We start from the raw sequence: 14,131 nt of genomic DNA on the forward strand, positions 1-14,131 counted from the left end.
GACGCTTCAGCTCTTCCGGTCGGCGATGAAATGCGCCGCGGCGATGAGGGTCGAGGCGCGGCCGCCGTAGGGGGCCAGCAGCGCATCGGCATCGCGGACATGCTGGCGGAGCTGCTCCTCGGCCCATTCGATGCCATGCAGCGCCACAAGGGTTCCCTTGCCGCGGGCCGCATCCTTGCCGGTCGCCTTGCCCATGGTCGCGGCATCCGAGGTCAGGTCGAGAATGTCGTCGGCGAGCTGAAAGGCAAGGCCGATCTTTTCGCCGAAAGCACGCAGGCGGTGCCGATCCTCCGGCAGGCTTGCCGCGATGATGGCGCCGGCTTCGCAGGCGAAGCGGATCAGCGCGCCGGTTTTCATCGCCTGCAGGCGGATGATGCCGGCCTCGTCCGGAGCCTGTTTTTCCGCCGCGAGATCAAGCGCCTGGCCGCCGGCCATGCCGCCGAGACCGGCGGCACGGGCAAGCGCCAGAACCAGTGATGCCTTGCTCGTATCGGCAAGCGCCGTTTGCGGCGCGGCGATGATGTCGAAGGCGTAGGTCAGCAGGCTGTCGCCTGCGAGGATCGCCGTGGCTTCATCGAACTGGATGTGGACCGTCGGTTTGCCGCGGCGGAGATCATCATCATCCATGGCGGGCAGATCGTCATGCACGAGCGAATAACAGTGGACGCATTCGAGTGCGGCGCCGACGCGGCGTGCGGCCTCAGCATCGCCGCCGAGAAGGGCGGCACTTTCGACCACCAGGAACGGGCGCAGCCGCTTGCCGCCGTTCAGCACGGCATAGTGCATGGCGCTGCGCAGGGTCTCTGGCCTGGCGATTTCGTCGGAAAGGGCGTTCGGCAAAAGCAATGCATCGAGCAGCGCCTCGATCTCGCGGGCGTTGTTCTTCAGCCTCGTCTCGAAAGTGTCCCGGTTCGCATCCATGGGCGCTGTTTGGCATGAGCGCCCCCGGGCTTGCAACGGAATTGTCGATGGCGCAGCAAGATTCGCCACGCACTCTGGCATAAGCGGCCCACAGGGGTTATGAGAACGACAGGAGCGAAATCGGGCTGGGGACATTGGATATAGCGCCGGAGAGAGAGGACATCGCCGACATGCCGGCCCGTCGGCAATGGTTCGGAGACCGGCGTGTGTTGAAACGCATCGTGCTTGCCGTGCTGGCGCTGGTGATCCTTCCTTACGCGCTGATCTTTTTCTACCTGCTGCCTTTCATTCACCCGGTCTCGACGCTGATGCTGCGCGATCTCGTGCTGCTGCGCGGTTATGACCGCAGATGGGTGTCGCTTGATGAGATCGCCCCGGTTCTGGTGCAGTCGGTAATGATGTCCGAAGACGGGCAATATTGCTTTCACGGCGGCGTCGACTGGGCGGAAATGCGCATGCTGGTCGAAGATACGCTGAAAGGCCAGGCAACGCGCGGCGGCAGCACCATCCCGATGCAGACGGCGAAGAACCTATTTCTCTGGAACAGCCGCTCCTTCGTGCGCAAGGCGATGGAGCTTCCGCTGGCCGTCTCCACGGATTTCGTCCTGTCGAAACGGCGGCTGATGGAAATCTATCTCAACATCGCTGAATGGGGTCCGGGCATTTACGGCATCGAGGCGGCGGCCCAGCATCATTTCAAGGTGCCGGCCTCGAAGCTGACGCGGCGCCAGGCATCACTGCTTGCGGTCTCGCTGCCGAACCCGATCGACCGCAATGCCGGCAAACCAGGCCGCGGTCTTCGCCGGCTTGCCGGCGTCATCGAGAGACGTGCACAGGGTTCCGGCGATTACATCAAATGCATCTATGAGTGAGATCAGAATTTCTCGTTAGAAGGACCAAGCGTCATCTGACATTCTTGGTTTTGTCATATGGGCGGTGCAGTCCAATCAGAACCCTTGAGTCGCCCATGACCCCTACGATGTTTTCTCCCGAGCTTCTTCTCTATTCGAAGACGCACAATCCGAACCCGCCCGCCCATCTCGGCAGCCGTTATCGCAAAGCCGGCGGCTTTTTGCCGGAAGCCGGCAACACCATCGTCTGCCATGCCGAGAAAGGGTCGCGGACGCAGACGGTGCTGATCGAGGCGCGGGAGAAATATCTGGCGATGCCGGAGGCCGAGCAGTTCCTCTTCACGCCGATATCAAGCCTTCACATGACGCTTTTCGAAGGCGTCATCGAGACCAGGCGCCGGCAGGATTGCTGGCCGGGCGATCTCCCCCTCGAGACGCCGATCGACGACATGACGGAACTGTTGGCGGCGCGGCTCGAAGGCTTTTCGATGGCCGACCCCTTCAATGTCGCTATCGTCGAAGCTCGCCCGTCGGGCCTGCTCCTCGACGGGGCGACGGAGAACGACCGCAGCATCATGCGCGCCTGGCGCGGCGCCTTTGCCGACCTTTTCGGCTATCGCCAGCCGAACCATGAGGACTACAAGTTCCACATGACCTTCGCCTATGCGATCGAGCGGCTGGAGGACGAAGCATTGCCGCGCTGGCAGGCGATGCTCGATGACGCTGCCGAGGACATCCGCCGCAAGGCCCCTGTTTTCGAGCTGACGCCACCGGCATTCTGCGTCTTCGAGGACATGAACCATTTCCACGAATTGCTGATTTTCGATTTCGACGCCTGAACGGGAGAAGTCCATGGACAGACCGACGCTCTACATCGCCAACAAGAACTATTCCTCCTGGTCTTTCCGGCCCTGGATGGCGCTGACGGGCGTCGGTATCGATTTCGAGGAGGTCCTGATCCCGTTCGACGACGCGGGCGGCAACCCCAATATCAAGGCCGTATCTCCGAGCGGACGAGTGCCGCTTCTGCAGCATGGCGCGTTGAAGATCTGGGAATCGCTGGCGATCATCGAATATGCCGCCGAGCTTTATCCGGACGCCGGTCTTCTGCCTGCCGATCGCGCCCAGCGGGCGCTCGCCCGGTCGGTTTCGATGGAAATGCTCTCGAGCTTCCGGGCTCTGCGCAGCGCTTGCCCGATGAATATCCGTCGGCCGAAGGCCAGGATTGCGCTACCGGATGGTGTCGATACCGATATCAGCCGCATCGAGGCAATCTGGCGGGACCTCCTGCAGCAATCCGGCGGACCGTTTCTCTTCGGCGCGTTCAGCGGCGCGGATGCGATGTTTGCGCCCGTCGTCAACCGGTTCGAGATCTATGAGCTGGTCAACCGAAGCGATACGCTCGCCTATATGCAGACCATGAAGGCGCATCCGGCCTGGCGGAAATGGGAAGAGGCGGCGCGCGCCGAGCCTTGGGTCGTGCCGGAAGACGAAGTCTGAGGTGGGAATCGTCGGCGTGTCAAAAAATATGCATGGGGACTGGTCAAGGCCGCCCCTTGCATGTATAAGCGCGCAAAATTTCCGAAATCGCGACATGTCCGTTTCGGCCGCCAGTCTGGCCGTGGGAATGTTTTGCCCGCAAGTGGAGTAAGAGAAATGGCTGTACCGAAGAGAAAAACAAGCCCGTCCAAGCGTGGTATGCGCCGTTCGGCTGATGCGCTGAAGGCTCCGACCTATGTCGAAGACAAGAACTCCGGCGAACTGCGCCGCCCGCATCACATTGACCTGAAGACCGGCATGTATCGCGGCCGCCAGGTTCTGACGCCGAAGGAAAGCGCATAATTTCCGATTCGGCTCGTCCGATCGAAAGTTTCAAGGCTGGCGTCACGCCGGCCTTTTCATATTCGGCGATATAATATTTGCAATGACTTGCGGTGGGGCAATGCTTTGCGGCAGTATTCTTCCAGCCGCCAAGGAGATTGCCGATGATAGCCGCAATGCCGCTGATGATTATCCCGTTCGTTCTCTACAATCTGGCGATGCTGGGCCTGATGGGCGAGGGCGGTATTCCGGCGCTGCAGCATGACGTCATCGTATTGTCGATGATCTCCGGGGCGATCTGGAGCATGGCGCTCGGCGATCTCTTCATCGTCATAGCGCTTGTCGTGCTGTTCTTCGAAATCCTGAAGGCGACCAGAACGGGTCCCGGCAACCTCATCAATCACATATTGTCGATGCTGGTTTTCATCGCCTTCCTGGTCGAGTTTCTGCTCGTCCGGGATGCTGCGACGCAGGTCTTCTTCATTTTGATGACGATCGCTCTGATCGATGTGATCGGTGGATTTGCCGTGTCGATCCGGAGCGCCGGGCGGGATGTCTCGATCGGATTATAGGTTATCGAGTTTGTTCTGAAGGGCGCGGAGCTGTTCCTTCAGCTCATCGATATCCTTAGCCTCGGCCTTGCGGCTTTCCTTGGCAGGCGGTGTCATGAAGGGCGAGAACATCTGCATGGCTTGCTGAAACAGCTCGGTGTTGCGGCGAACCTGGTCCTCGACCATCTGCATCGGCAGTTGCAGGTTCTTGCCGAGCGGTGTTTCGCCGAAGGCGCGGTTCACCTGCTCGCGCATCTGGGACTGCTGTTCGCTGAAGGCGCGCATCGAATGTTCGAGAAAGCTCGGCACGACCATCTGCATCTGGTCGCCGTAATAGGTGATGAGCTGACGCAGGAAGGAGATCGGAAGAAGCGTATTGCCGGTCTTCGATTCCTGCTCGAAGATGATCTGGGTCAGCACCGAATGAGTGATGTCATCTCCGCTTTTTGCATCTTGGACGGTAAATTCTTCGCCCTTCTTCACCATCTCCGCCAGGTCTTCCAGCGTGACGTAGGTGCTGGTGCCCGTATTGTATAGCCGGCGATTGGCGTATTTCTTGATGACTATCTGACCCTCATTCTTCGCCATATCAGTCTCCTGGACCCCCGTCTGAATTATGGATATTCCTCCACTTCAGACTGTAAACGCAAAAGAAGGCCGGTGACAATCTCTTTGTGCGTTGCGGCAAACCTTTCACAGAGCAGATGAATTCGCGCTTTCGCGTTCGTGCCGAAAAATGACCCCGGCTGGTCTTCGCGTTTGACTTGCGCTCCAAGCTTTGCCAGTTTCCTCTTATGTAAGTGAGACGAAAACGAGGAGCGTCACCATGAGCAATTCATCCATCGTCATCGCCAGCGCAGGTCGAACGGCCGTCGGCTCGTTCAACGGCGCTTTCGCAACGGTTCCCGCGCATGAGCTCGGCGCGGCCGTCATCAAGGGTGCGCTCGCGCGCGCCGGCGTCGATGCCGGGGAAGTGGATGAGGTGATCCTCGGTCAGGTGCTCGCTGCCGGCGAGGGCCAGAACCCGGCTCGCCAGGCGGCGATAAAAGCCGGCATTCCGAAGGAGGCGACGGCCTGGGGCGTCAATCAGCTCTGCGGTTCGGGTCTGCGCGCCGTCGCGCTCGGCATGCAGCAGATCGCCACCGGCGACGCCAAGATCATCGTTGCCGGCGGCCAGGAATCCATGTCGATGGCGCCGCATGCCATGCACCTGCGCGGCGGCGTCAAGATGGGCGACGCCAAGATGGTCGACACGATGATCAAGGACGGCCTGACCGATGCCTTCCACGGCTATCACATGGGCATCACCGCCGAGAATATCGCGCGTCAGTGGCAGCTTTCGCGCGACGAGCAGGATCAGTTCGCCGTCGCCTCGCAGAATAAGGCGGAGGCGGCGCAGAAAGCCGGCCGCTTTGCCGACGAGATCATCCCCTACATCATCCAGACGCGTAAGGGCGACGTTACGGTCGATGCCGATGAATATATCCGCCATGGCGCCACGCTGGAGGCGATGGGCAAGCTGCGCCCGGCCTTCGATAAGGAGGGCACGGTTACGGCCGCGAACGCCTCCGGCCTCAACGACGGCGCCGCTGCCGCGGTGCTAATGAGCGAAGCAGAAGCGGTCCGTCGCGGCATCCAGCCGCTTGCCCGCATCGTTTCCTGGGCAACGGCGGGCGTCGATCCGCAGATCATGGGGACCGGCCCGATCCCGGCGTCGCGCAAGGCGCTCGAAAAGGCCGGCTGGTCGGTCGGCGATCTCGATCTCGTCGAAGCCAACGAGGCTTTTGCGGCGCAGGCCTGCGCCGTCACCAAGGATCTCGGATGGGATCCGGCGATCGTCAACGTCAACGGCGGGGCGATCGCGATCGGCCATCCGATCGGCGCTTCCGGCGCGCGCGTTCTCAACACGCTGTTGTTCGAAATGAAACGCCGCGGCGCCAAGAAGGGCCTGGCTACGCTTTGCATCGGCGGCGGCATGGGCGTCGCCATGTGCTTCGAGGCACTTTAAACAGCATAGGATCCGTCATGGATTGAAAAACCCCGCCACGGCGGGGCGAAAACAAAAGGGGAGCGGAACATGAGCAGAGTGGCTGTGGTCACCGGGGGTACGCGCGGCATTGGTGCGGCCATATCCGTGGCGCTGAAAAACGCCGGATACAGGGTTGCCGCCAATTATGCCGGCAACGACGAGAAGGCCAAAGCCTTCCACGACGCCACCGGCATCCCGGTGTTCAAATGGGATGTTTCGGATTACGCCGCCTGCGGCGAGGGGATCGCCCGGATCGAAAGCGAAATCGGGCCGGTCGAAGTGCTCGTCAACAATGCCGGCATCACCCGCGACGCGATGTTCCACAAGATGACGCCGCAGCAATGGCACGAGGTGATCAATACCAACCTCACCGGCCTGTTCAACATGACGCATCAGGTCTGGACCGGCATGCGCGACCGCAGCTTCGGCCGCATCGTTAATATCTCGTCGATCAATGGCCAGAAGGGCCAAATGGGTCAGGCGAACTATTCGGCGGCCAAAGCCGGCGATCTCGGCTTCACCAAGGCGCTGGCCCAAGAAGGAGCGGCCAAGAACATCACCGTCAACGCCATCTGCCCCGGTTACATCGGAACCGAGATGGTGCTTGCCGTGCCGGAGAAGGTGCTGAACGAACGCATCATTCCGCAGATCCCCGTCGGCCGTCTCGGCGAGCCTGAGGAAATTGCGCGCTGCGTTACCTTCCTCGCCTCCGACGATGCCGGCTTCATCACCGGTTCGACGCTGACCGCCAATGGCGGGCAGTTCTTCGTCTGACCGGCCCCGATAATCGGAATCGACTTGAAAGCGATAGCGCGTCCAGCCGGACGCGCTATCGCTTTTTTCATGGCTGCCCTCGGTGCGGACATCAGGAACGGTCGCCGGCGTTTTGGTGACGCCGTGGCGGAATCTTGACCGGCACACGCTGCGGTGAGCGATCCCGGCCGCGAAGAGCTGAAATCGCGGTTGTCAGGAAAGCCAAGGCGATGAGAATGGCGACGGCGGAATTCAGGAAAATCTGACCCATGGAAGCGTTCCTTTCAGATGCGTCGGGCGGCTTCGCCTGCCCGCTGCGCTCATGATGGAAATATGCGCCTGCCTGATGAAGGTCGGTAGGTTTGGCTTTGGCGACCGATCGTCAACGCCGCGTTGACGGAGGCGGGCATCAAAGAAAAACGGGCGCCGAAGCGCCCGTTGGGAAGTCCGATATGCTTTTGCCGATCAGTAGCGGCAACGAGCCTCGTAGCGGCGGCCGTAGCGGTCGCGATAGACGCAGTAGCCGCGGCGCTCGACCGACTGGCCGATGAGAGCGCCGGTCAGACCGCCGGCAACGGCGCCGACGGCGGCACCACCCCAACTGTTGGTGACGACACCGCCGATGACCGCACCGGTGCCGGCGCCGATCGCCGTGCCCTGCTCGGTCGCTGTGCAGGATGCCAGAGCGCCGACGAGCGCACCAATAAGAACAATCTTCTTCATCATGTCGTAACTCCCCAGGTTTGTTGGCCTTTAGATGCGGCCCATGAGTACAAGGATAATGATAATCACGAGAACTAGCCCCAAACCGCCAGAAGGTCCATAGCCCCATCCACGGCTATAACCCCAATTCGGCAAGGCTCCGATCAAGAGCAGAATGAGGATAACAAGAAGTATTGTGCCAAGCATGGTGTGTTTCCTTCATTTCATCCGCAATTTGAATGGACCAGAAACACGCATTGGCGATTTTTGTTCCCGGTTAAGCCAGGAAATGTGACGCGCCCGGACCCCCGCCCTATCGGAAACCCGCCCGTATGGTTAAAAAGTCGTTCAAATACAATATGTTGCGGTGAACAAAGCGAGAAGGTCCCGATGTCGCCGATTCGTCAGCGATTCGTTCCGTATTTGATCGGCGCGCCGCCAGCGACCATCCCGGCTTAACGGGATATGAATCCGGCTTCCGAAAGACTAGTGCCGATGGGACAAGGCGGAACGGGCAAGCCGGTCGGCGATCCGCATTTAGCGCATCGGCCGAGTTTCGCCACCAGATGTGGCCGTGAACGAAAGGCGAAAACGATGCGGTCAGCGATTCGTCGCCGATTCGTTCCGGCTTTGGTCGACAGGTTAATTTCGGGCGCAATTTTCGATTGTTCGCCGCTTGCCGGATTCGCTGATGGCGGCGACGAAAATGCCAAGCGGAGGGAGTCCGGCGATTCAGCATCTAGTGGGAAAAAGTGATTCAAAATCAATACTTAGCCGTGAACAAAAGCTGAATCATCGGGAGTCAGCGATTCGTCGCTGATTCGTTCTCACGCTGTTCCGAATCGCAGATGCGGGCGTTCCGCGTGACTCGCAAAGGTCGTAATCCCAGCAGCATTTTGAAATCTGCCCTTGCGTTTGCTGCGGCGGCTGTCCATGTGTTCTCTGGCTTCCGTCGCGGGAGCACTGTTTTCCTGGGGGCTGCCCGCCTCATTTGCATGGACCATGACTCTGACTTCGCAGCCGATGATTCTGAGCGGGCGCGGTGTGACCGCGGTGCTTGGGCCGACCAATACCGGTAAGACCCATTATGCCATCGAGCGCATGGTCGCGCACGGGACCGGCGTGATCGGCCTGCCGCTCAGGCTGCTGGCGCGCGAGGTCTATACGCGGGTGGTGGAGAAGGTCGGCGCGCAGAATGTGGCGCTGGTCACCGGCGAGGAAAAGATTTCGCCGCCCAATGCGCGTTTTTCGGTCTGCACCGTCGAGGCGATGCCGCGTGAGACCAAGGCCGCCTTCGTCGCAATCGACGAGGTGCAGCTCGCCGGCGATCTCGAGCGTGGCCATATCTTCACCGACCGCATCCTGCATCTTCGCGGCCGCGAGGAAACGCTGCTGCTCGGCGCGGCGACGATGCAGCCGATCCTGCAGCAGCTCCTGCCCGGCATCACGATCGTCGAGCGGCCGCGGCTTTCGCATCTTTTCTATGCCGGGCAGAAGAAGATCACCCGGCTGCCGCAGCGCTCGGCCATCGTCGCCTTCTCGGCCGACGAGGTCTACGCCATCGCCGAGCTCATCCGCCGGCAGCGCGGCGGCGCGGCTGTCGTGCTCGGCGCGCTCAGCCCGCGCACCCGCAATGCGCAGGTGGCGCTTTATCAGGCCGGCGATGTCGAATATCTGGTGGCGACCGATGCGATCGGCATGGGCCTCAACCTCGATGTCGATCACGTCGCCTTCGCCCAGGACCGGAAATTCGACGGCTACCAGTTCCGCAATCTCAACCCGGGCGAACTCGGCCAGATCGCCGGGCGCGCCGGGCGGCACGTGCGCGACGGTACCTTCGGCGTCACGGGGCAGGTCTCTCCCTTCGACGAGGAGCTGGTGCAGCGCATCGAGGGGCATGAATTCGACAACGTCAAGGTTTTGCAGTGGCGCACCACCGAGATGGACTTCTCCTCGATCCAAGCGCTGCGCGCCAGCCTCGAGGCGGGACCGCGCGTGGCAGGGCTGACGCGGGCGCTGCCTGCGGTCGACCAGCAAGCGCTGGAACAGCTTTCGCGTTATCCCGAGGTGATCAACCTTGCCGACAGGCCAGCCCGGGTCGAAAAACTCTGGGAGGCTTGCGCGCTTCCCGACTATCGGCGTATCACCCCGGCACAACATGCCGATCTTATCTCGACCCTCTTTTCCGATCTCGTGCGCTATGGCACGGTGAACGAGCAGTTTCTCGCGGAACAGGTTCATCGCTCGGATCGGACAGATGGGGAAATTGACACGCTTTCGGCGCGAATCGCGCAGATAAGAACCTGGACCTATGTTTCGAATCGGCCTGGTTGGCTTGCCGATCCGACACACTGGCAGGAAAAGACGCGGGAAATCGAAGATCGATTGTCCGACGCGTTACATGAAAGGTTGACGAAACGCTTTGTTGATCGCAGGACATCTGTGCTCATGAAGCGCCTGAGAGAGAATGCGATGCTGGAAGCTGAAATCAGTGTGAATGGCGATGTCTTCGTTGAAGGACATCATGTAGGGCAATTGAGCGGATTCCGTTTCACGCCGGTGGCGGGAACGGACGGACCGGATGCCAAGGCGGTTCAGGCTGCGTCGCAGAAAGCGCTCGCGCTCGAATTCGAGGCCCGTGCGGCTCGAATCCATGCCGCTGGCAACAGCGACCTGGCGATCGGTTCGGATGGGTTGATCCGTTGGATCGGCGACCCGGTGGCGCGGCTTTCGGGCAGTGATCACATCATGCGGCCGCGGGTGATTCTGCTGGCCGACGAACAGTTGACGGGCAATGCCCGCGATCATGTCGCCGCCCGTGTCGAACGCTTCGTCAATCATCATATCAGCACGGTGCTGAAGCCGCTCGATGATCTGTCGCGCGCCGAGGACCTGCAGGGCCTGGCCAAGGGGCTGGCCTTCCAGCTCGTCGAGAATCTCGGCGTGCTGTTCCGCCGCGACGTGACCGAGGAGGTCAAGTCACTCGACCAGGAGGCCCGCGCCTCGATGCGCCGCTACGGCGTGCGTTTCGGCGCTTACCATATTTTCGTTCCGGCACTTCTGAAGCCGGCGCCGGCCGAGCTCATCACGCTGCTCTGGGCGCTGAAGAACGACGGTTTGGACAAACCGGGCTACGGCGATCTCATTCCGGTGCTTGCCGCCGGCCGCACCTCGGTCGTCACAGACCCGAGTTTCGAGCGGATGTTCTACAAGCTCGCCGGCTTCCGATTCCTCGGCAAGCGTGCCGTGCGCATCGACATCCTCGAACGGCTTGCCGATATCATCCGGCCGCTGCTGCAATGGAAGCCCGGTCAGAGCAACCGCCCGGAGGGTGCCTATGACGGCCGCCGCTTCACGACGACGACGGCGATGCTGTCGATCCTCGGGGCGACGCTCGAGGACATGGAAGAAATCCTCAAGGGTCTCGGCTATCGCGCCGATGCGGTGAAGGCGGAAGAGGCATCGGCGCATCTTGCGACGCAGGATGCGGTTTCGGCCCCGACAACGACTACGGAAACGGCTGCCGACGAGACAGCCGAAAAGGCCGATCACGACGATGCCGACGGCGCGACGGAAGAGACCGCTGCCGAGCCATCTGCATCCGAGGCAGCTGCTGCTGATGTCGACACGCCGGCGGCGGAAACGGTGGAAATCGCCGCTCCTGATGAGGCGGTCGAGACATCTGCTCCTGATGAAGCCTCCGCTCCCACGGAAGCGGCGTCTGCGCCTGAGGAAGCAGTATCCACTTCCGGGGAAGCCGGCGAGCCGGTGGAACCGAAGCCGGTTCTTCTGTGGCGTCTCGGCGGCCGCAACGACAATCAGCGGCAGGCGCGCGGCGGGCATGGCGAACGCCGTGGCGGCCAGGGTCAGGAGCGCAGCCAGAACCAGGAACGCGGCGACCGCAATCGGCGGCCGGGTGGTGGTGAAGGCGGCGAAGGCAATCGCGGCAGCGAAGGTCGCGACAATAGTCGTCACAACCGCGGCAAGGACGGCGGCAGCCGCGAAGGCGGCCGGCCGCAGCAGGCAAGAGGCGACCGCAACAACCAGCCGCGGGGCGATCAGCCGCGCGGCGACCGGCAGGACCGCAAGGATCGCGGCGACCGCAACGACCGCAACGACCGCAACAACAACCGCGGCGGTTCGCAGCCGCTGCGCTTCGAGGCCAAGCCGCCGCGCAAGGAGAAGCCGATCGATCCGGATTCACCTTTCGCCAAGCTCGCGGCTCTCAAGGAGCAGATGAAGAAGTAATCATGAGCGGGGAGACACAGCCGACAAGCGGTTCGCGCCAGCGCATCGACAAGTGGCTGTTCTTCGCGCGCATGGTGAAGTCGCGCTCGCTGGCGCAGAGCCATATCCAATCGGGCCATGTGCGCGTTAACGGCGAGCGCTGCAATCATCCGAGCCAGATGGTCAAGCCGGGCGACCGTATCGAGCTGACGCTGGAGCGGCGCGACGTCGTTCTCGTCATGCGCCTCGCCGGCGAGCGGCGGGGGCCTTACGACGAGGCCCGCCTGCTCTACGAGGACCTGTCGCCGGCGCCCGATGAGGCAAAACGCCTCACCCCCTACGAGCAGGCGATCCGGGCGACCGGCACCGGCCGTCCGACCAAAAAGGAACGACGCGCAATCGACAGGCTGATGTCGGATGAGGATTAGAAAACTCTGCCCGCGGCGGCGGCTTTTGCAGATCGTTTATCCTTGAAATCCGGCGTTAAAGCCGATACGTCACTGACAACCTGCCGGAAGCGTGCTTGCCTCCCAAGCCTGCCCACGCTTTTCCTCCGGCACGGGGATAGGCGCGACGTTCCAGGTTGCCCGGCCCCCATCAGCATGGAATCCTGGAGTTCTTCATGACCTATGTCGTGACCGACAATTGCATCAAGTGCAAATACACCGATTGCGTTGAAGTCTGCCCCGTCGACTGCTTCTACGAGGGCGAGAATTTCCTCGTCATCCATCCCGACGAATGCATCGATTGCGGCGTCTGCGAACCTGAATGTCCTGCCGAGGCGATCAAGCCGGATACCGAGCCGGGCCTCGACAAATGGCTGAAGATCAACACCGAATATGCCACTATCTGGCCGAATATCACGGTCAAGAAGGATCCGTTGCCGGAGGCCAAGGAGATGGATGGCGAGACCGGAAAGTTCGAGAAGTATTTCTCGGAAAAACCCGGTTCCGGCGATTGAGACGGCGGCCATAATCGGCCGCCGGATTGGGGCGGCCGTGGGGTAAAACGTTTTAAAAGCTGCGTGAGGAATATGGGTGACATGTGTTGCCCGCATGACTCAAGCGAAGCAAATTATTGATTTCCTCATATTTTTATGATAGGTTTCGTCTACTGTTCCATTTGTGGCATGACGCATGCCCAAAACCATCACGAAAGCAAAACAAATCCGTACGCGGTTTCCGTGACATATCAACGCTTTGAGCGCCGGGTCCCAAGATCGTGCGCAAGAAGTCTTTGCTTTTGCCCGATGGGACCAGAGTGAAGTCACCCGACGGATTCTACCGTCTCACCCGGGCCTGACTGACCCGGCTCCGGCCGCCGCCGGAAGCGTAACAGGGAGTTTTTGAATAGAATGACGACTCAGCAGAAAAAGCCTTCCACAGCACGCCATGGCTTCAAGACCGGTGAATCGATCGTCTACCCCGCTCACGGCGTCGGTACCATCACCGCTATCGAAGAGCAAGAAGTTGCCGGCATGAAGCTCGAACTTTTCGTTATCGATTTCGAAAAGGACAAGATGCGGCTGAAGGTTCCGGTCGCGAAGGCGATGAGCATCGGCATGCGCAAGCTTTCGGAAACGGATTTCGTCGAGCGTGCATTGAAGGTCGTGCAGGGCAAGGCGCGCGTCAAGCGCACCATGTGGTCCCGCCGCGCCCAGGAATATGACGCGAAGATCAATTCCGGCGACCTGATTTCCATCGCTGAAGTCGTGCGCGATCTCTATCGTGCCGAAAACCAGCCTGAACAGTCTTATTCCGAGCGTCAGCTTTATGAAGCTGCACTCGACCGCATGGCGCGCGAAATCGCCGCCGTCAACAAGATGTCGGAAACCGAAGCCGTCCGCCTCGTCGAGACCAATCTCAACAAGGGTCCGAAGCGCGGCAAGGCGATTGAAGAAGACGATTCGCAGGACGAAGCCGCCTAAGGCGATCCTGTTTTTCCTATCAAAAAACCCGGCGCAAGCCGGGTTTTTTATTGGAACTTTTTCGCGGCTGCCGCGTTTAACACACGTAATTGCGGACTGCTCGTCGGGCAATATGCCTCAACGGGCTAACTGCTATTCCGTCAATGTTCGATGAGGAGCGGATCATGCCTTTTCAATATTGCCCATCCGGCAACGTGAAGAAACAGGTCCAGCCCGGCCGTCTCAACGGCACATGATGAGAAATAGGGCCTCCCCCTGAAAAGTCCAGGGGCGAGGCCTTTATGCATTCAGAACCCCCATTCAGTCCGGACAGCGATGTTCCGGAAGGTGTGTTTTATTGTTCATTTAG

Annotated in this window: 16 protein-coding genes; 11 read left to right on the forward strand and 5 right to left on the reverse strand. The window is 60.8% G+C overall.

Translation table 11 applies throughout. The features are described from left to right. Nucleotides 1–6: 6 nt before the first annotated feature. Nucleotides 7–921 carry a farnesyl diphosphate synthase gene (locus ACS4RS_RS08405; RefSeq protein ID WP_439011338.1) on the reverse strand — a complete coding sequence of 305 codons (915 nt, stop codon included), beginning with the start codon at nucleotides 919–921 and terminating at the stop codon, nucleotides 7–9. Nucleotides 922–1,055: 134 nt separating this feature from the next. On the opposite strand from ACS4RS_RS08405, the gene mtgA reads away from it, so the two are divergent. The 5 genes from mtgA to ACS4RS_RS08430 all read left to right on the forward strand — a co-directional run bounded on the left by mtgA (nucleotide 1,056) and on the right by ACS4RS_RS08430 (nucleotide 4,165). Further along, nucleotides 1,056–1,793 carry a monofunctional biosynthetic peptidoglycan transglycosylase gene (gene mtgA / locus ACS4RS_RS08410; protein ID WP_439011337.1) on the forward strand — a complete coding sequence of 246 codons (738 nt, stop codon included), beginning with the start codon at nucleotides 1,056–1,058 and terminating at the stop codon, nucleotides 1,791–1,793. A gap of 95 nt (nucleotides 1,794–1,888) precedes the next feature. Next, the gene (locus tag ACS4RS_RS08415; RefSeq protein ID WP_439011336.1) at nucleotides 1,889–2,611 is read left to right on the forward strand and encodes a DUF1868 domain-containing protein; all 723 of its coding nucleotides are present in this window, start codon (nucleotides 1,889–1,891) and stop codon (nucleotides 2,609–2,611) included. A gap of 13 nt (nucleotides 2,612–2,624) precedes the next feature. After that, the gene (locus ACS4RS_RS08420) at nucleotides 2,625–3,272 is read left to right on the forward strand and encodes a glutathione S-transferase N-terminal domain-containing protein (RefSeq protein ID WP_439011335.1); all 648 of its coding nucleotides are present in this window, start codon (nucleotides 2,625–2,627) and stop codon (nucleotides 3,270–3,272) included. Between the two features lie 156 nt (nucleotides 3,273–3,428). Beyond that, nucleotides 3,429–3,614, forward strand: coding sequence for a 50S ribosomal protein L32 (rpmF, locus tag ACS4RS_RS08425; RefSeq protein WP_003543812.1), 186 nt, complete (start codon nucleotides 3,429–3,431; stop codon nucleotides 3,612–3,614). Between the two features lie 143 nt (nucleotides 3,615–3,757). After that, complete coding sequence (locus ACS4RS_RS08430; RefSeq protein ID WP_003589652.1) at nucleotides 3,758–4,165, forward strand: hypothetical protein; 408 nt, start codon at nucleotides 3,758–3,760, stop codon at nucleotides 4,163–4,165. Here ACS4RS_RS08430 and phaR read toward each other — a convergent pair. Further along, the gene (gene phaR / locus ACS4RS_RS08435; protein WP_439011334.1) at nucleotides 4,160–4,732 is read right to left on the reverse strand and encodes a polyhydroxyalkanoate synthesis repressor PhaR; all 573 of its coding nucleotides are present in this window, start codon (nucleotides 4,730–4,732) and stop codon (nucleotides 4,160–4,162) included. The genes ACS4RS_RS08430 and phaR overlap by 6 nt on opposite strands. 238 nt (nucleotides 4,733–4,970) lie before the next feature. Between phaR and ACS4RS_RS08440 the strand changes: the two genes are divergently transcribed. Continuing rightward, nucleotides 4,971–6,152 carry an acetyl-CoA C-acyltransferase gene (locus ACS4RS_RS08440; RefSeq protein WP_439011333.1) on the forward strand — a complete coding sequence of 394 codons (1,182 nt, stop codon included), beginning with the start codon at nucleotides 4,971–4,973 and terminating at the stop codon, nucleotides 6,150–6,152. 69 nt (nucleotides 6,153–6,221) lie between these two features. After that, nucleotides 6,222–6,947, forward strand: coding sequence for a beta-ketoacyl-ACP reductase (locus ACS4RS_RS08445; protein WP_439011332.1), 726 nt, complete (start codon nucleotides 6,222–6,224; stop codon nucleotides 6,945–6,947). A 91-nt stretch (nucleotides 6,948–7,038) separates the two neighbouring features. On the opposite strand, the gene ACS4RS_RS08450 is transcribed toward ACS4RS_RS08445, so the two are convergent. From ACS4RS_RS08450 to ACS4RS_RS08460, 3 genes are all read right to left on the reverse strand, one after another. Further along, entirely contained in the window at nucleotides 7,039–7,197 is a 159-nt protein-coding gene (locus tag ACS4RS_RS08450) for a hypothetical protein (RefSeq protein WP_439011331.1), read from the reverse strand. 194 nt (nucleotides 7,198–7,391) lie between these two features. Then, nucleotides 7,392–7,652, reverse strand: coding sequence for a YMGG-like glycine zipper-containing protein (locus tag ACS4RS_RS08455; protein WP_011653968.1), 261 nt, complete (start codon nucleotides 7,650–7,652; stop codon nucleotides 7,392–7,394). Between the two features lie 27 nt (nucleotides 7,653–7,679). Beyond that, a complete protein-coding gene (locus ACS4RS_RS08460) occupies nucleotides 7,680–7,835 on the reverse strand; it encodes a DUF3309 family protein (RefSeq protein ID WP_003543790.1) in 156 nt (51 codons plus the stop codon). Between the two features lie 795 nt (nucleotides 7,836–8,630). Here ACS4RS_RS08460 and ACS4RS_RS08465 point away from each other — a divergent pair. The 4 genes from ACS4RS_RS08465 (at nucleotide 8,631) to ACS4RS_RS08480 (ending at nucleotide 13,782) form a co-directional block, all read left to right on the forward strand. Continuing rightward, nucleotides 8,631–11,876, forward strand: coding sequence for a helicase-related protein (locus ACS4RS_RS08465; RefSeq protein WP_449313942.1), 3,246 nt, complete (start codon nucleotides 8,631–8,633; stop codon nucleotides 11,874–11,876). A 2-nt stretch (nucleotides 11,877–11,878) separates the two neighbouring features. Continuing rightward, a complete protein-coding gene (locus ACS4RS_RS08470; protein ID WP_439011329.1) occupies nucleotides 11,879–12,283 on the forward strand; it encodes a S4 domain-containing protein in 405 nt (134 codons plus the stop codon). 194 nt (nucleotides 12,284–12,477) lie between these two features. Continuing rightward, nucleotides 12,478–12,816 carry a ferredoxin FdxA gene (fdxA, locus tag ACS4RS_RS08475; protein WP_003567552.1) on the forward strand — a complete coding sequence of 113 codons (339 nt, stop codon included), beginning with the start codon at nucleotides 12,478–12,480 and terminating at the stop codon, nucleotides 12,814–12,816. A gap of 393 nt (nucleotides 12,817–13,209) precedes the next feature. After that, nucleotides 13,210–13,782: a CarD family transcriptional regulator gene (locus ACS4RS_RS08480; protein ID WP_003543775.1), complete on the forward strand. Its 573-nt coding sequence runs from the start codon at nucleotides 13,210–13,212 to the stop codon at nucleotides 13,780–13,782. The last annotated feature ends 349 nt before the right edge of the window (nucleotides 13,783–14,131 follow it).

It is taken from the genome of Rhizobium sp. F40D2 (assembly GCF_051810745.2).
Lineage (GTDB): Bacteria > Pseudomonadota > Alphaproteobacteria > Rhizobiales > Rhizobiaceae > Rhizobium.